Genomic DNA, 16,875 nt, shown 5'->3' with positions numbered 1-16,875 from the left:
AGGGCGCCAATAAGCCTGCAAAGGTTGCGGCTTATTGACGGCAAGCATTAAATTAACAGGATATTTTGCGCATTTTTGCGACAAACATTCCGTCAGAGTTGGCTGTTTGTGGCCAGATGGTGAGTGAGGTGGCTTGTTCACCGGTAAAGGGATGAGTAATGGTTTGCAGCTCAAACTGTGGGTGTTGAGCCAAAAATGCCTCAACCACTTGTTGGTTTTCTACGGGTGACAGTGAACAAGTGGCATAAATTAATTCACCACCGGTTTTAACCGCGGCTGAGCTTCTGGACAATATATCAAGTTGAAGAGCCGGTTTATTCGTTATGCTGCTGGCATCATCTATCCAGCGCATATCTGGGTTTCTACGCCAGGTACCGGTACATGAACATGGGGCGTCAACTAATACTCCATCAAAGGAATTCTCTTTTACAGGTAAGGCGTCAGACTGCCAAGGTGCAAGGGTTATATTGTTAAACCCTGCGCGTTTGGCTCGTTTTTGTAGCTCTACAAGGGCATTTTTACGAATATCGGAAGCGGTAATGTGACCATTAATTTTAGCGTGTTGCATTAACGACATTAATTGTAAGCTTTTGCCGCCAGCGCCTGAGCAGGCATCCCACCATTGACTATTGTCTTTAGGTGCACAAATTTGGCCAATAACCTGTGAGGCCAGATCTTGAATTTCAAGTTGGCCGTTGGTGTATTCTTTTACTTGATTAAGGTTAATACTTTTATTGCCAAGGTTAATCGCATCAGAAAAGTATTCACAACCGGTTGCGGCAATATTTTGAGCTTGAAGTTGAGCCAGTATTTGAGTGGCATTAGCTTGTTGCACCCGTGCCCAAATAGGGGGGCGAGCACATAAAGACTCAATAAGTGCGAGTTTTTCAGTGGTGTCTTCAATAGGGCAATGTTGCCAAAACCATTGTGGTACTAAATCCGCTTCGATGACTTGAGGTAAGCCAGATAATTTTTTAAAGGTATCTAACTTTTGTAGCAACGTTTGTGGCATGCTGGTTTCAGCTGTATCTGTATCAATTGTAGCGTTTTTAGCGCCAAACAACGTCCAAGCTTGCTGAATATCTTGCCACGGATGTTGCTCTAACGATGCGGTAATAGACAACATTTGAAAAAATGTCTGTTGTTGTTTGTAGTCACCTAACTGATTCAACCATCCCCACCAACGGAATAACCCAAATAGGCTTTCACGAATAACACGTCTGTCTTTAGAACCGTGTTTTTTATGCTCTCTAAAGTATAGTCCAATAATGCGATCAGCAGGTTGTTTGTTGCTAAAAACGTTATTAAGTAAATTTAAAATGGTGTTGGCATAACTAATTGCGCGCTTTTCGGCACTTGAATTGGCAACTTGGGTGATCACTATTTGAGAGTCGGTCATGAATGGTTAACTATTTGCGTTACAGGTAGGGACGAAGTGCTAGTTTAACATGGCAGAGGTTTATTTGCCTATTGCAGCGCTATAACAATTGTTGGTGCAGCGCCACAGTATTAGATGATATTTCTAACGCTGACTTAGACTTCAGTGATAATTTTTTGGTGCAAATTGTGCCATTTTTCCGGAAATTTTCCATCTAGCATGTACACAAATGCAATAAGTTCGGCGATTAATAAATACAACTCTTGAGGGACTTCTTCACCTAATTCTAGTAGTTGTAAAAACTCGCTTAAGTGAGGGTCTTGGTGAATATGAATGCCAGCATCTTTGGCGATAGCAATAATTTCTTCGGCCACTAAATCTTTACCCGACGCGGTCACTTTGGGGGCTGTTTTTCCATCAAAACTCAGTGCTACGGCTTGCTGTACTTTGCGTTGATTGTCATTGGATTCCATTTTTCGCCTCGATGTTGTTAAGCGCGGGTTTTCACTAGAAAGTGATCACCGGGTAATAAGGTTGCAGGAATATTGGCAATTTGGGTCGTGAATTCGCCAGGGGTAAAGCCTATTTGGCTAATTTTCTGTGACAGAGTGTCATTAAAGCCATCAATTTTATCTAATAAAAGCTGATTACTGCTTTTAAATTGTAGATTCAGTTGATTAGCCTGCTTATGTGCGTTCACTAATACAGCCCCTTGGGATAAATTGAATTTTAATTGTAATCGCCAACCTTGTTCCGACTCGCCATCTGCTGTTTTGTCTCTTTGAAAATGTCCTTCAAACTGCTCATTTTTTTGATTGAGAGAGTAGGGTAAGGCGAAATACCAATTTACCCCTTGGTCATTATTGCTACTGGCTTGTTGATACAACTGAAAACTGCTGGCCAGTTGGTGAATACTGTCTAAGCCAGCCACTTTGTCTAATAAGCCTAAAATGCCCGCGGGGGCAGAAGATGATGCGGCGGTAAGTTTTTGCAGAGCTTGTAAATGGTACTGTAATTTAGTCGAAATCGTTTTGTTGCTTTGTTGCGCTTTAACCCCAAGCAAAAGTTGAAATAGTGTGGTAATGGCGCCGCCGGTAAAAAGTTGTGTAGGCGAAGTATGGTTAACAGGCTGCGATAAATTGATACTGGCTAAGCTTGCTAGTTCATTGGTTAATGTTGAAGGTAGTGCAAGTTCACTTAACGGTTGTCTGGCAAGTTGAGGTAGCAGTTTTAATAGTGCTACGGCCAAGTTTTGCGGCTGCTGGGCGTTAACTTTCGCCTCTACTGGCATTGACCCAGCTTTAGATAACGCCTTTTGTAACACATCTATAGGGGTTGCTAGCGGCTTGGTATCTTGTGTTGTGTTAGCTTTAGGCTGCTCAAGCATGTTAAAGGTTGGCGGCGTTATGGTATTGGCTGCTTGGGGTAATGCACTGGCAATATTTTTGGCAAGCACTTTTGCTGTGGCGGCATCAATGGTTGTTTGGTTGCGAGCTAAATTTAAGGTTTGGGCGTTGGCTGTTGTACTGGTTGATGAACTTGCTACCGCAGAGTTGGTTTTTCCTTCAAGTTGACCACTACTTGCATTATTGGTTTGCGGCGACTTTGCGATATATTGCTGCAGTGGATTCAATAATGTGTCAGCACTTTTAGCTAGGGAGGCTTGGGCTGTTTGACTTGTTTGATTCGCTTGAGTTGCTTGCGGATTGGATAACTGACTTTGTCCTTTTAAGTCAGCTGAGGTTACGTTTGGGTTTATTGAGGTAGCCTCTAGCTTCTTGAACAGTTGCGATAAAATTTGACTTGGCTCAGGCTTAGTAATGATTAATGATGCGTTGTTGTCAGTTGTGGTCGCTATTGGAGATTTAGTGCTGGGTGTCAAGTTGACATTTATCTCCGCTTTAACTGGGGTCAGAGTTAATAACAAACTTTTATTGAGGTACACGATACTGGCAAGATACTGACCTTTTGCTAGGTTTGCTGAATCAAGTTTTATGGTCGGGCCATCCGCAAATGTCATTTGATTGTTATTAATCGTGGCTGTGGGGAGTGGGTAGCCTTGTGATCGTGATGCCAGTTTAACTAACTCATTAGAAGACACCCCATTTTGACTGGCTAAAGCCATTAACGATGCAGGTAGTTTTGTTTGAATTGATTGAGCAAGTAACACTAATTGCGTTGCTAAAACCGCTTGGTTCCCCGTAGCTGATTGGCTAACCGCTGGTGTAGTTAATTGTGGTAATTGTTGCTTGAGTGTCGATATTGCATCAGCCGTTATCGCGACCTTGGCAACCGTTTGTAATAGCTTTTGCTGTTCGTGGGTTAAGGCGACTTCATAGGGCTGATTGGCAATAGTTACTGTTGCAATTTGCGATGGTTGGCCTGATGTCGTCAGTTTTACTGCTTGCAGCTGATTGGTTGCAATAAGCGTGCTTTCTACACCGGAGTTAACGGCTGCTTTTTGTAGCGTTGTTGAGGTGGTCGATTCACTTGACGCTGCAGGCTGATTCAGCGAGCCAGTAACAGCATTTTTGTTATTGATGACATGTTGGTTGTGCTGCGTACTCGCACTAGCTTGCTTGCTATTAACCACGGTTGCCTTCATTTCGCTGCCTTTCATTGTTGTGCCATTTTGTTTACTAAGTTGTAGTGTTTTTTCTACAAAATTAGTTTGATATTAATGACTGCTGAAGTATTCTTACAACTGAATTGGATTTAATCGGTTATATGTTAATCACTTAAGGTACCCTAGCTTAACTAAAAATCACTCGGTGATTTTAACGATTATTCTCCTCAATTATTATCGACTTGAACATTCATTGCTTTAATAAAAACGACAAAATAGCAGTTTGTTTATTAACTAAAGATGTTGTCTTTTTAAGAGAGTATTATGACGAAGTATAAAGGATTATTACTTCCTTTGTTGTTACTTAACCCAGTATTAGTAGCGGCAAACGAGCCAGAAAATGTTACGGAACCCTTATCGGAAACTTCAGTATCACCTGAGGTTGCAGAAATAACGGTGACTTATAATGACCCCCGCGACCCATTTGAAGGCTTTAACCGCGTCATGTGGGATTTAAATTACTTGTATTTTGACAGGTATTTATTCCGCCCAGTGGCTCATGGCTATAACGACTACATTCCTCGACCGGTAAAAACCGGTGTTGATAACTTTGTTCGCAACTTTGAAGAACCCAGCTCAATGGTGAACAATGCGTTACAGGGTAAATGGGCTTGGTCTGCCAACGCTGGCGGGCGTTTCACTATCAATACAACAATAGGCCTATTAGGCATTATTGATGTTGCTAATATGATGGGGTTGGAACGTAAGCAAGATGACTTTAATGAAGTGTTAGGATATTACGGTGTGCCGAATGGCCCTTATTTTATGGCGCCATTTTTAGGACCTTATGTGACGCGCGAACTCGCGACAGACTGGGTTGATGGTCTATACTTCCCTTTGTCAGAGTTTACTTTATGGCAATCTGCGTTGAAATGGGCATTAAAAGGACTACATACTCGCGCCTCCGCAATTGATCAAGAAAGATTATTAGATAATGCTCTAGACCCATATACCTTTGTAAAAGAAGCCTACTTTCAGTACATGGATTATAAAGTTTATGACGGTAACGTGCCTCAAAATCAACAAGATGATGAGCTTTTAGACGAATATATGGATGAGCTAGAATAGCCGGAGAAATACGCTTCTTCGGCAGGTGTTAGTCTGTGGAGTTGTTGTATGACACTAACAGGTAAGTCCATTTTATTTGTCGAAGATGACCCTATATTTAGTCAACTGGTTACTGACTTTTTAGAAAAAAGAGGGGCTAAAGTTGAACACTCAGTCGATGGTAGGCAAGGGTTGGTTCAATTTAATGAAAAGTCTTTTGATATCGTTATTGCTGATTTGAATATGCCTAAATTGGGTGGTTTACCTATGATCAGGCAAATGATGGCGATTAACCCTAATGTGCCCGCTATTGTGATATCGGGCAATGATGTTATGTCTGACGTGATTGAAGCGCTCAGAATCGGCGCGTCTGATTATTTAGTGAAACCCATAACCGATTTATACATTATTGAATCAGCAATAATGCAGGCTTTGAGTCAAGCCAAATTGAATCAATCAAACCTGACTTTAGATCAAACGCCACTAGACGCAGATGATATGTTAGCGCAGCAATTAGCTGAGTTGTCATATCAAGAGCTGAATGAAAACTTAGCCATGCTTGAACAAAGCGCGCAAGCGGCTAAAAATGTACAACAACAGTTGTTTCCGGCATCTCATATTCAATACCCCCGTGCATCTATCGATTACAGCCTCTATAAAAATAGTGATGTAAGCGCATATTTTATTGACTCAACTATGGTGGGTGATGACCACCTTGTTATGTATATGGCTCATTTTCAGCCTGAAGATAATAGCGCAGCATTTGCCTGTGTTCTGTTACGTAGTTTTATTGATCAAAAGTTGAAAAAGTTCAGAAGTAATGCTGACAAAGAGCTTATTAGTCCCACCAATATGTTGGGGTATTTACATGAACGTATGCAAGGGTCAGGGTTACATATCTTTACTAACATGGCCTATATCAGTGTTAATTTGTCGTCTTATGAAGCGACTATTGCGCGGGCAGGAACAGGGTTAAAGTGTTATTTACGCAACGCTAACGGGTTATTGCCCATTGCGTTACCCGATTGTCAGCCAATTGGCTCAGTGTTATGGAGTAAACCCAGCGTGCAAACGCGGCAGCTTTCGGCTGGGGAATATCTGTGTGTTGGCACTCACTTTAATGATCATCAACAAGCGTTATTAAATAATCATTTTACAGGGCTGATATTTAATGAGTCGACCCATGCTGGTGGATTTATGCAGCTAGATTTTGGTTAGCGTCTAAACCTTGCTGAAATAACAAAGGCTTAATCTTTACGATTAAGCCTTTTTAGTAAGCTTGTTTAGTACTTCACTGCTGTTAACTGATTTTTTCGCAACGTTGTAAATAATCATTAATGAGGTGAATCATAATATCGTTCACCGACGCATCTTGGCAGCAATTGTCTAAAAAGATTTTAAAGGTCACTAAGCCGTGACCATCATTTTTTAGGCGGCTGCTTCGCATAGCAAAATAAGCTTCTTCTTTGTCAGCTTTACGCACGGTCATGCCGTCAACTTCAAACAGTTTACTGCCTGCATTATTATGCCATTTGGTTATTCTATCTAGGGCAATTTCGCAGGAATGGTTAACTTCAATGTGGCTTTGCCAGCTGGCAGGTTTGTCATTTTCTTGGTAATGCGGGCAACGAACGGTGTAATTGTGTACATGAGTAATAGCGGTCATGGTCAAGCCCTTTTTCTATAAAAGATGATTCATCATAGACCTTAAAATCAATAGGGGTCAATGGATATTATGAGAACTGAGAACTAGATTCACTTTTTACCGATGTAATATTTAAGCTGTTGTTGGTAAACAATAAATTTAAATTAATTATCGAGCTTCAGCTGGTAAGGCGGCAGCCTTGTTACATAAGAAAAAGCCTGAAGTGCCACATTTAGGTAGCAGATACTTCAGGCTATTTAACCGAGTATTGGCGTTTAAAGGTTACAATGCCGCTTTATAAATCTCGCAAATTTCTGCTAGGTTTGCTTGTTGTGGATTCGTAAAGCCACAAGCATCTTTTAAAGCGTTTTCGGCTAAGGTTGGAATATCCTCTTGCCTTACACCTAACTCAGTTAAGGTTGCAGGAATATCAACGGCTTCAGATAGACTCTTAATGGCTTCAATTGCCAAGTTTGCCGCTACGTCAGCATTTAGACCACTAATATTCTCGCCCATTGCTTTAGCAATATCACTTAAGCGTTCAGGTACTACTTTGGCGTTATATTGTTGGACATGTGGCAACAGAATGGCATTACAAACACCATGAGGTAAGTCGTAGAACCCTCCTAACTGGTGAGCCATGGCATGCACATAACCTAAGCTGGCATTATTAAATGCCATACCGGCTAGAAATTGTGCGTAGGCCATTTGTTCACGTGCTTCAATATTTTGTCCATCTTTAACCGCATTAACCAAATTGGCTTTTATTAGTTCAATCGCCTTAATCGCACAAGCGTCAGTAATGGGGTTGGCACCAATAGAAACATAGGCTTCAATTGCATGGGTTAGTGCGTCCATACCTGTTGCCGCGGTTAACGACGCGGGTTTCTCTAGCATCAGCTCAGGGTCGTTTACAGATAAAATGGGCGTGGTATTTTTGTCAACAATGGCCATTTTGATGTGACGAACTTCATCAGTAATAATACAGAAACGCGTCATTTCACTGGCAGTACCAGCGGTGGTGTTAATCGCTACTAGAGGTAGTTGAGGTTTCGCAGACATATCCAAACCCTCATAATCTTTAATGCTGCCACCATTGGTTGCCACTAAAGCTATGCCTTTGGCGCAATCGTGAGGAGAACCTCCGCCCAAAGAAATAATAAAATCACATTGGTTTTCATTGAGTAAGGCTAGTCCAGATTCAACATTGCCCACTGTTGGGTTTGGTTGAACACCATCAAACACCGTGACCGCAATTTGAGCCGTTTGCAGCTTATCAGCCACTCTGCCCACTAAGCCTATTTTTACTAAAGGTTTATCGGTCACAATAAGCGCATGTTTAAAGCCTAAGCTTTGAATGTCTTTAATTGCTTCTTCAACACTGTCTTGGCCTAAAATATTAACGCTAGGAATAAAAAATTTTGTCGCCATGATGTTACCTCTGAGGATTTATTTATCTGAGATAAACATAACAAGCGAAGTGAAATTAAATTGTGAGAGTGGTCAAACAATGTGGTTGGAAGTACTTAAAAAGAGGTAGCTATGTTAACTGGGAAACACTTTTGCAAAATCTGCGATATCAACCTGCTGAATTTGTCAGCAGGTTGATAAACGGTATGAAATATTTGGCTTATTAAGCGGTAAACCAAACAAAGCTTATTGGGCTAGCTTGGACATTCAGTCGCTATAATACTGTTAATAACAATGTCTTCTACTGGGACATCATTGAACACCGCGTTGCCTTTAATCACACTTTGGGTATTAACCGCATTCATAATATCAATCACTTCGATGCCTTCGACTACTTTACCGAATACGGCATAACCGCCTTGACTAGGATAGTTTAAGCCGTCGTTGTCATGGATATTGATAAAAAATTGACTGGTTGCTGAGTCAAGAACTTGTGTTCTGGCCATTGCTATAGTGCCACGGTCATTTTCTAAGCCAACACTCGATTCATTTACAATAGGGTCATAAGGGGTTTTATACTCAAGACCCGTCTCAAATCCACCGGCTTGGTTAACAAAGTTATTCACTATGCGATGAAATATGGTTCCATTGTAAAAACCTTCATCAACATAGCGGATAAAGTTGGCAGAAGTGATAGGCATGTTGGTTTCATCAATACCTAAGGTAAATGCCCCCATGGTGGTATCGACGCTATAACATGAGTTAACGACTAATTCAGGTGCAGGCGTTGGTGGAGGTAAAGGTGTTGGTGGGGTTGAACCGTCTGAAGAGTCTGAACCGCCACAAGCGGATAATGCAATCAAAGCTGATAGAATAAGATAAGGTTTCATATTTTTTAATTATATGTTGTAGGTGGGAGCTATTTTTGTTGTTTTGGTGTGTTATTTCAATAGAAAAAAACAATAGATACAAAGTTTTACATTGTAGTCTGCATCAGTTACAGGGGAATAGCATTTAACCGTGAAAAAATCTGAGTTTCAGGCGTAATCAGTATACAATAGCCCTCGCTATTTTTTATTCACTGTAGAGTCTGCTATGTCCTTCACTTCCCTTAATTTACACCCAGAAATTCAACGTGCTTTAGATGATATTGGCTATGTGACTCCTACGCCTATTCAATCACAGGTTATTCCTAAAATTATGGCGGGCAGTGATATTCTGGCGTGTGCTGAAACAGGAACAGGTAAAACGGCCGCTTTTGCTTTACCGCTTATTGAACGTTGTATTGCCGATAAAGCATCTGATTCCTCTAGCGTGTTGTCTGTGTTGATCATGACTCCTACTCGTGAGTTAGCCATTCAAATTGAACAAAATATTGTGCAGTACAGCCAACATTTACCTATTAAAAGTGCGGCTGTTTATGGTGGTGCAAGTATTCGCCCACAACTGGCCGCTATTAAGCAGGGCATTGATATTTTGGTGGCGACACCGGGCCGATTATTTGACTTAGTAGGCCAGCATGATTTACAGCTCAACCAAGTGAATTATTTGGTGATTGATGAAGCGGATCGCATGCTTGATCTGGGCTTTGTAAAAGATATTGAAAAAGTGAAGCGGTTAATCAATCGTCAACATCAGTCAATGTTGTTTTCTGCTACGTTATCGAATGACATTAAAACCTTAGCTGAAAAAATGCTCGATTCGCCCGTTCATGTTGATGTTGCGCAAACGACCACGGCTGCAACGGTGAGCCAATTAGCCTATCAAGTTGATAAACGTCGCAAGGCAGAGCTACTGTCTGAATTGATAGGCAAACATAATTGGCAACAAGTGATGGTGTTTACCAGCCGTAAAGAAACAGCCGACCATTTACAAAAAGAACTCAGTTTAGATGGGATTAAAAGTGCGGTTTTTCATGGAGATAAATCACAAGGTGCGCGCAATAAAGCCCTTGAAGGCTTTAAAGCGGGTGAGATAAGAGTACTGGTGGCAACCGATTTAGCCGCAAGGGGATTAGACATTCAAGCACTGCCTCGAGTCATTAATTTTGAATTACCTGAAGAAGCAGAAGATTATGTGCACCGTATTGGGCGTACTGGTAGAGCTGGGTTAACAGGTGAGGCTATTTCGCTGGTAAGCCCTCAAGAGCAAGAATATCTTTTAGCTGTTGAAGCGGTAATACAACAAAAGTTAGTACTACAAACTGTTAAAGGTTATGAGCAAGGCGCGCCACTACCAGCAAGATACCGAGAAGTGGCAACAGAACCGAGCAAGAAAAGCTTTAAGAATAAACGTAACCGTCCATCTAAAAGTCAAAGCAAAGCTGCTTTTGATAAAAGTGCAGCTAAGCCAAAGCGTCAAGGTAAATACAGTAAAAAATGATCATTCGCCCCGTTAATACTAATGTCATTACCGGTTTTTTAGGGGTTGGTAAAACAACCCTTATTAAGCAACTATTAGCCAACAAACCTGAGGGTGAGGTATGGGCCGTACTGGTTAATGAGTTTGGCGAAATAGGCATTGACGCTGGGCTTATCAATGATACTCCTGATTACTCCATCACCATTAAAGAAGTTGCTGGTGGCTGTTTGTGCTGTGCAGCAGGGGTGCCAATTCAAGTGGCCATTAATCAGATTATTCAACAAGCTAAGCCTGACCGATTACTAATTGAGCCCACAGGAATTGGCCATCCAAAACAAATTATTGCCACCCTAACGTCCGAACATTATGTCAATGTGGTTAATCTTCAAGGCAGTGTTTGTGTGGTTGATGCGCGTAAAATTGATGATGAGCGCTACATTACTCATGACACTTACTTGCAACAGTTGATGGTTGCCGATCTTGTGGTTGCAGCCAAAGCAGAACTTTATCAACCCCATCATCTGCCAAAGTTAGCGGCGTTTTTAGTACAGCATTCTTTTACGCCAGAGATATTAGTGGGTAGCCAATTTTTTCAATCTACACACTTTGTCGAACAATTGCTGGCTAAGCTGGCTAAGCCGACCGAAAAACCGCAGCAAAAAAACGTGATGACCTTACAGCCTGCAACCCCTAACTTTATTGCCCACAGCCGTCATCAAAAAGTGCAGCAAGGGTTTGTAGAGTCAGAACATCAACCGATTGAACTTGGCGAAGTGGTCTGCAAAACGAATAAAGGCGAAGGCTGTCATAGCGTTGGTTGGTTAATTTGTCCGTCAAAGACCTTTGACTTATCCAAAATTTTAGAGTGGTTAAAACAGTTTACTGGTTCAAGCGTATTAAGAGTAAAAGCTATTGTCATTACTCATGAAGGAATTTTAGCGGCAAACTTTGTAGACGGTGAATTTACATTCTCTGAGCTAGATGACACTTTAGATTCTCGTATAGAGATAATTAGCGAGCAAGTGCTCGATCAAACCGAATTACAAGCATCACTGCTAAACTGTACACTTTAAAGCGGATAAACCACATAAAGGTTAACTTACAGAGGAGCATGTGTTTGTAATAGGCGACATGTTCTGGAAGTGTTTGATGCGGTTAACTCTCTCAACTCAACAAAGGTATTGGCTATGCTGCTAGAGGATTTAGTGGTCATTTTAAAAGTGGCAGAGTTTCGCAGTATTACCGCTGCTGCAACCAGTCTTGATATGCGAACCGCTACCGCCAGCGCTGCGGTTAAACGGGTTGAAGCAGCCTTAGGTGTTGAGTTATTTGTAAGAACGACCCGCCAATTACGCTTATCTTCAGCAGGTGAGCGCTATTTACCGCAATGCCAAGAAGCACTCAATATGCTTGAGAAAGCAAAAATTAGTATGCGTGAAGAATCGGGCATTATTGATGGTGAATTGCGTATTGCGATTTCTTCTGATCTGGGCCGAAACATCATTACCCCTTGGTTAGATGAGTTTTTAGAGTTATATCCCAAAGTGTCAATACATTTAAGTATCAGTGATAGCAATGTTGATTTCTATCGTGATTCAGTTGATATGGCTTTACGTTATGGCTCGCCATCTGATGCCAATATGTACGGCTTTAAAATTTGTGATGTACCTAAAGTGTTGTGTGCCAGTAATGATTACTTAGCCGAATATGGCACGCCAACGACCCCTGATGATTTACTTAACCATAACGGACTGTTTTATCAAATTAGAGATATTTTATTAAATGAATGGCAATTTAGTCATGGTCAGGAAAACATCAAAGTAAAACTAAAAGGCAATCGAGCCTCCAATGATGGCGATTTAGTTCACCGTTGGTGCGTTGCTGGCAAAGGTATAGCGCTCAAATCTTCGCTTGATATGTCCAATGACTTGCTTGCAGGCAGGGTGGTAAACGTGATGAAAGATTTTACCCCCACTCCTACCGCACTTTGGTTAGTGTGCCCAAGTAGGCAGTCTATTACTCCAGCTGTTCGCTTGTTAAGGGATATGCTTAGGGAAAAAACTCAACAAACATTTTCTAATCTGAAAAAACAAGGTGTGTTTTAACATTATTCTGTTGTATTTTTATGCCGTTGTAGCGTAGTTAACGTCATTTTAACAGCTTAAAGTGCTGATACTCCTGAATAAAGCATTTTTGCTCCGGTAATAAGTAAAATGACATAACTTATTTTATAAATCAGGTTTTGAGAAATAATGTTAACCAACCAAACCCCCGTTTTTACGCCAATAAATGCAATGGGGATCAATACTAAAGAGGTGGTTAGATTTTGCGTATCTAGTTGCCCCATATAACCATAGGGAATTAATTTAATAAAATTAATAACCGCAAAAAACACCACACTAGTGCCAATTAATTGCTCTTTAGGAAGGTTTTTGGGTAATAAGTACATACTAACCGGAGGTCCGCCAGCATGGGCAATAGTGCTCGAGAAGCCAGATAACATCATCAATAAGTTAACTTTAATAGGTTGAGCAGGCTGAGTATTATTGAATAAAAATTTTTGTGCTAAAAACACTAATGCTAAGCCACCAATAATCAACTCAATAAAGTGTGGCGCTAAATTACCAATAAAGTAAGAAGCACTTATTACTCCTACAATGGCTAAGGGCATCATTAGCTTTAGTTCACTGTAATTACAATTTTTGCGGTGGTAATACAGTGCCATTAAGTCCATAACACATAATAAAGGTAATAAAACAGCTGCAGCTTGAACTGGGGAAACGGTCATAGCCATCAAAGGAACTGAAAGCATACCTAAAATGCCGCCAACTCCGCCTTTACCCATACCATAGAAAAATACAGCAGGAATAGCCGCTAGGTAAAACCAAAAATCAGTAATCATAGTGTGCTAATTTGCTCCTGAATAAACTTGAGATTAGCCAAATACTTTGTTGCTGGCTCAAAGTCTACTGTTAAGTTTTTTATGGGAAAACCCATACAAGTTATGCAATTTGCGCCATCTCATTAAGCGTAAAGCTGGCAACATGTCCCTGAGTAGCTGTCATGTATTCAGCAAGATGTTGGTTTTGCATATGGTTTTGCCATAACTTCCGAGACTGCCAGTTTTCGTAAAATGTAAAGTGGGCTGGATTGTCACTATCTTGATGGAGATTGTAATTAATACAACCTTCTTCTGCACGGGTAACATCAATTAATTTTACTAGCTCAGATTTCACCAATTCAATGCTATCTTCATGAGCAATAATATTAGCAATGATAGTCAGCTTAGTCATAAATAGTCCTTAATGTTGAATTATATAGAAACAAGACGTGGTTAATATGAGCAAATTATAGGTAAACAATGGGTAGTGAAAAACAGCTTAATATTTTAAATACTATCAAATAAATTTTGATAGTTATGCGGGAGTATAATAAGACCGTTCATCTGATTGAGTAACCAAAACTGCAGCTACTCGCTTAGCTGGGACATAAAAAATAGGCCAGTCGGTTGGACTGGCCTATTTTGTGTTGATTAAACGTTAAGCTTAGCGAGAGCTTTCTTCTACTAAGTACGCTAAATGACGGTATGAAATACCACTGTGTTGAGTTAACCCTACTTCACACATACGGTTGGCGTAATAGCCTTCTTTAGCTTCAACCGGTAATAGCTTTTTGATGTTACGCAGAGCACTGGCATTGATTTCAGGTTTATATAACCCTTTCTCGCCAGCATAACCACAACATTCAATACCTTCTGGACGAATAATATTGCTTGCACACGCTTCTGCAATAGCCATCATTTTAGGCTCAACTTTCATATGACGAGCGCTACAACCAATGTGTAATGCCACATTGTTTTTCTTGTTAATGGTCAACTTAGGCAAAATATCATCATGCAGGAATTCAACTAAATCGACAATTTTGACATTATTATCAATGTTGTTGTTTTGCAATGTACGTTTAGTACAAGACAAGCCATCGATAATAACCGGTAATGTTCCGCCTTGGGTTAGTTTGCTCACTTCATCAATCAGCTCTTGGCGCTTAGCGTCGGCATTTTTAAAGTCGCCTTTTGATTCCCACATTTGTCCACAGCATAACTGACGCGTGTTATCAGGAGTGATGACATTGTAGCCAGCTCGCTCCAATAAAGTCATAGTGACTTCAGATAGTGTGCGGTTGTCAGGGTCTTTTGGTGTTGGGCCAAAGGTTCTGCCGCCACAAGCCGGGAAGTAAACCACTGTTGGTTGACCTGCTTTATGGACAGGAGGCTTAGCAACGTTACCACCTTTAGGGAAGTCAGGGTTCCAATAAGGAACTTCTTTAGTCACCATACGACCCACATTCATTAATGAATTGGTGATCTTGTCGCCAGTAATTTTATGAATGACACCTAAGGCATTAAAACCAGTACTGATTACTGTGTTTACTGCACCAAAATGCTTAGCTTGGAAATCAAGCACTTTTTGCTCAGTAGAGGTGATTTGCGGGGTACGTAATTTACGCACTAATTGCCCCATGCTGTTATCAACCGGACACGCAATAGTACAAAGCTGACACGCTGCACAGGTATCAATAACATCATATTGAGCACTCGCGCGCATTTCTGCAGCGGCTTGTTTTTCACCGGCTTGCTCTAAACGCTCGATTTCTCTGAGTGTGGCAATACGCTGACGAGGAGAGAAGTTCAGTGCCGATGTTGGACAAGTTTTTTCACAAAAACCACATTCGATACATTTATCAACTAAGTCGTCAACAACTGGGCATGGCTTGATGTTTTTAACGTGTACTTGCATATCATCATTTAAAATCACCCCAGGGTTAAGTAACCCTTTAGGATCAAATATCTGTTTGATTTGCTTCATTAGCGTGTAAGCATCTGTACCCCATTCCATTTCAACAAATGGAGCTACAGCACGGCCTGTACCGTGTTCAGCTTTCATTGAACCATCGTATTTGTTGATCACCATTTCAGCTACGTCTTGCATAAACGCGTGGAAGGTATCTATGTCGGCTTGAGTCGCAAACTTAGGGGTAATAATAAAGTGGAAGTTACCCGCTAATGCGTGACCATAGATTACCCCTTCAGGGTAGCCGTGCTTGAGGAATAATTCAGTTAAGTCCGCTGCGGCCTCTGCAAGGTGCTCTAGCTCAAATGCGACATCTTCAATAATAACTGACGTGCCTTTTGGGCGTTCACCACCAATAATTGGGAATAAACCTGAACGCATTGCCCAGTACTTACTGAATACAGCAGGATCTGAACTGAATTCAATAGGGCGTTCAGTTTGGATGTGAGCAATCTTGGTAATCACATCTTGGGTGTACTGCTGTAGAGTTTCATTGTCATTAGCACGACATTCGATTAATAGAATCGCAGCACCTTCGGGCAGTTCATTTAACCAAGTCGGCATTCCAGGCTTACCGGTAACTGACTTAATTGACGCCCAATCTAATAGTTCAACCGCAGCTACACTGTCGCCTTTCATTGGAGGAACCGCTTTAGCCGCATCTTCCATATTAAAGAATACTGCCATAGCAGAGGCTTTAAATTTAGCTTCTTCAACAGTGTGATAGGTGACGTCATTAACAAAGGCTAATGTGCCTTCTGCACCGACGATTAAGTGATTAATTAAATCGAACGGGTCATTGTAATCCACTAAAGCATTGATGCTATAGCCAGTGGTATTTTTAATGGAGAATTTTTTACGAATACGCGCAGCTAAAGTCGGGTTTTGCTGGGTCATTTCCGCTAATGACGTTAATGAATTTAGTAATTCTGAATGCGTTTGGCTAAATGCAGCTTTTGATTTTTCACAGCCGGTATCTAACTCAGTACCGTCAGCAAATAATAACTTGGCAGAAGCGATAGTTTGGTAACTGTTTTGCGCAGTACCACAACACATACCAGAAGCATTGTTAGACACGATGCCGCCGATTTTAGCAGAGGCTAAAGTGGCTGGATCTGGACCAATTTTTTTGTTGAATGGCTTTAATGCCGCATTAGCATCAGCACCAATAACCGCTGCACCTAAAGTGACCGTTGATTTATCTTCGCTAATTTGTAATTTTCTAAATCCATCATGACCTAGAATTAATAGAATGCCTTCACCAATGGCTTGACCTGATAGACTGGTGCCCGCGGCGCGATAGGTAACAGGTGCATTGTATTTACGTGCAACTTCTAGAGTGGCTTTAACTTGCTCGAGCTCATCAGCATGAACCACAATTTCAGGAACGATACGGAAATAACTTGCGTCAGTAGACCATGCAAAACGTTTTACAGGATCATTAGTGACGGCCTTGTCGCCTAGTTTAGCTCTAAGTTCTTCCGTGATTTGTTGATAATTAATTGTCATAACACATTCTCATGCTTGTAATGTAGCAAGCGATTAACTTGCTACATTA

14 protein-coding genes are annotated in these 16,875 nt (G+C 41.1%); 5 read left to right on the top strand and 9 right to left on the bottom strand.

The genetic code is table 11. From position 1 onward, the window contains the following. Window positions 1–52: 52 nt before the first annotated feature. The 3 genes from L2672_RS02935 to L2672_RS02925 all read right to left on the bottom strand — a co-directional run bounded on the left by L2672_RS02935 (window position 53) and on the right by L2672_RS02925 (window position 3,998). Window positions 53–1,399 (bottom strand): RsmB/NOP family class I SAM-dependent RNA methyltransferase, encoded by a 1,347-nt coding sequence (locus tag L2672_RS02935; protein ID WP_248994353.1) that lies wholly within the window; start codon window positions 1,397–1,399, stop codon window positions 53–55. A gap of 134 nt (window positions 1,400–1,533) precedes the next feature. Beyond that, a complete protein-coding gene (locus tag L2672_RS02930) occupies window positions 1,534–1,851 on the bottom strand; it encodes an EscU/YscU/HrcU family type III secretion system export apparatus switch protein (protein WP_248994352.1) in 318 nt (105 codons plus the stop codon). Between the two features lie 17 nt (window positions 1,852–1,868). Continuing rightward, window positions 1,869–3,998: an MSCRAMM family adhesin SdrC gene (locus L2672_RS02925; RefSeq protein ID WP_248994351.1), complete on the bottom strand. Its 2,130-nt coding sequence runs from the start codon at window positions 3,996–3,998 to the stop codon at window positions 1,869–1,871. Between the two features lie 270 nt (window positions 3,999–4,268). Between L2672_RS02925 and L2672_RS02920 the strand changes: the two genes are divergently transcribed. Together L2672_RS02920 and L2672_RS02915 are read left to right on the top strand one after the other, a co-directional pair. Then, on the top strand, window positions 4,269–5,072 hold the full coding sequence (locus L2672_RS02920) for an MlaA family lipoprotein (protein WP_248994350.1): 804 nt from the start codon (window positions 4,269–4,271) through the stop codon (window positions 5,070–5,072). A 48-nt stretch (window positions 5,073–5,120) separates the two neighbouring features. After that, a complete protein-coding gene (locus tag L2672_RS02915) occupies window positions 5,121–6,269 on the top strand; it encodes a response regulator (protein ID WP_248994349.1) in 1,149 nt (382 codons plus the stop codon). An 82-nt stretch (window positions 6,270–6,351) separates the two neighbouring features. Here L2672_RS02915 and L2672_RS02910 read toward each other — a convergent pair whose 3' ends face one another. The 3 genes from L2672_RS02910 to L2672_RS02900 form a co-directional block, all read right to left on the bottom strand. Then, window positions 6,352–6,717 carry a cytoplasmic protein gene (locus tag L2672_RS02910; RefSeq protein WP_248994348.1) on the bottom strand — a complete coding sequence of 122 codons (366 nt, stop codon included), beginning with the start codon at window positions 6,715–6,717 and terminating at the stop codon, window positions 6,352–6,354. Between the two features lie 261 nt (window positions 6,718–6,978). Further along, a complete protein-coding gene (yiaY, locus tag L2672_RS02905) occupies window positions 6,979–8,127 on the bottom strand; it encodes an L-threonine dehydrogenase (RefSeq protein ID WP_248994347.1) in 1,149 nt (382 codons plus the stop codon). Window positions 8,128–8,360: 233 nt separating this feature from the next. Beyond that, on the bottom strand, window positions 8,361–8,996 hold the full coding sequence (locus L2672_RS02900; RefSeq protein WP_248994346.1) for a peptidylprolyl isomerase: 636 nt from the start codon (window positions 8,994–8,996) through the stop codon (window positions 8,361–8,363). 205 nt (window positions 8,997–9,201) lie between these two features. On the opposite strand from L2672_RS02900, the gene L2672_RS02895 reads away from it, so the two are divergent. From L2672_RS02895 to L2672_RS02885, 3 genes are all read left to right on the top strand, one after another. After that, a complete protein-coding gene (locus tag L2672_RS02895) occupies window positions 9,202–10,488 on the top strand; it encodes a DEAD/DEAH box helicase (RefSeq protein ID WP_248994345.1) in 1,287 nt (428 codons plus the stop codon). After that, window positions 10,485–11,540 carry a CobW family GTP-binding protein gene (locus L2672_RS02890; RefSeq protein WP_248994344.1) on the top strand — a complete coding sequence of 352 codons (1,056 nt, stop codon included), beginning with the start codon at window positions 10,485–10,487 and terminating at the stop codon, window positions 11,538–11,540. The genes L2672_RS02895 and L2672_RS02890 overlap by 4 nt, the downstream gene beginning before the upstream one ends. Before the next feature lie 114 nt (window positions 11,541–11,654). Beyond that, window positions 11,655–12,572, top strand: a complete 918-nt coding sequence (locus L2672_RS02885; RefSeq protein WP_248994343.1) for a LysR family transcriptional regulator — start codon at window positions 11,655–11,657, stop codon at window positions 12,570–12,572. Between the two features lie 56 nt (window positions 12,573–12,628). On the opposite strand, the gene L2672_RS02880 is transcribed toward L2672_RS02885, so the two are convergent. The 3 genes from L2672_RS02880 to L2672_RS02870 all read right to left on the bottom strand — a co-directional run bounded on the left by L2672_RS02880 (window position 12,629) and on the right by L2672_RS02870 (window position 16,826). After that, entirely contained in the window at window positions 12,629–13,369 is a 741-nt protein-coding gene (locus L2672_RS02880) for a sulfite exporter TauE/SafE family protein (RefSeq protein WP_248994342.1), read from the bottom strand. 100 nt (window positions 13,370–13,469) lie between these two features. Further along, window positions 13,470–13,760, bottom strand: coding sequence for a putative quinol monooxygenase (locus tag L2672_RS02875; protein ID WP_248994341.1), 291 nt, complete (start codon window positions 13,758–13,760; stop codon window positions 13,470–13,472). A gap of 252 nt (window positions 13,761–14,012) precedes the next feature. Next, window positions 14,013–16,826: an FAD-binding and (Fe-S)-binding domain-containing protein gene (locus L2672_RS02870; RefSeq protein ID WP_248994340.1), complete on the bottom strand. Its 2,814-nt coding sequence runs from the start codon at window positions 16,824–16,826 to the stop codon at window positions 14,013–14,015. Window positions 16,827–16,875 lie beyond the last annotated feature (49 nt).

This window comes from Shewanella gaetbuli (assembly GCF_023284065.1).
In the GTDB taxonomy this organism is placed as follows: Bacteria; Pseudomonadota; Gammaproteobacteria; order Enterobacterales; family Shewanellaceae; genus Shewanella; species Shewanella gaetbuli.
The sequence above is the reverse complement of the archived record's forward strand: the minus strand, read 5'-3'. Positions and strand labels throughout refer to the sequence as shown.

Coding starts and splice junctions, on each gene's coding strand:
- L2672_RS02935 (WP_248994353.1), bottom strand. CDS start 1,399: ATGACCGACTCTCAAATAGTGATCACCCAAGTTGCCAATTCAAGTGCC.
- L2672_RS02930 (WP_248994352.1), bottom strand. CDS start 1,851: ATGGAATCCAATGACAATCAACGCAAAGTACAGCAAGCCGTAGCACTG.
- L2672_RS02925 (WP_248994351.1), bottom strand. CDS start 3,998: ATGAAAGGCAGCGAAATGAAGGCAACCGTGGTTAATAGCAAGCAAGCT.
- L2672_RS02920 (WP_248994350.1), top strand. CDS start 4,269: ATGACGAAGTATAAAGGATTATTACTTCCTTTGTTGTTACTTAACCCA.
- L2672_RS02915 (WP_248994349.1), top strand. CDS start 5,121: ATGACACTAACAGGTAAGTCCATTTTATTTGTCGAAGATGACCCTATA.
- L2672_RS02910 (WP_248994348.1), bottom strand. CDS start 6,717: ATGACCGCTATTACTCATGTACACAATTACACCGTTCGTTGCCCGCAT.
- yiaY (WP_248994347.1), bottom strand. CDS start 8,127: ATGGCGACAAAATTTTTTATTCCTAGCGTTAATATTTTAGGCCAAGAC.
- L2672_RS02900 (WP_248994346.1), bottom strand. CDS start 8,996: ATGAAACCTTATCTTATTCTATCAGCTTTGATTGCATTATCCGCTTGT.
- L2672_RS02895 (WP_248994345.1), top strand. CDS start 9,202: ATGTCCTTCACTTCCCTTAATTTACACCCAGAAATTCAACGTGCTTTA.
- L2672_RS02890 (WP_248994344.1), top strand. CDS start 10,485: ATGATCATTCGCCCCGTTAATACTAATGTCATTACCGGTTTTTTAGGG.
- L2672_RS02885 (WP_248994343.1), top strand. CDS start 11,655: ATGCTGCTAGAGGATTTAGTGGTCATTTTAAAAGTGGCAGAGTTTCGC.
- L2672_RS02880 (WP_248994342.1), bottom strand. CDS start 13,369: ATGATTACTGATTTTTGGTTTTACCTAGCGGCTATTCCTGCTGTATTT.
- L2672_RS02875 (WP_248994341.1), bottom strand. CDS start 13,760: ATGACTAAGCTGACTATCATTGCTAATATTATTGCTCATGAAGATAGC.
- L2672_RS02870 (WP_248994340.1), bottom strand. CDS start 16,826: ATGACAATTAATTATCAACAAATCACGGAAGAACTTAGAGCTAAACTA.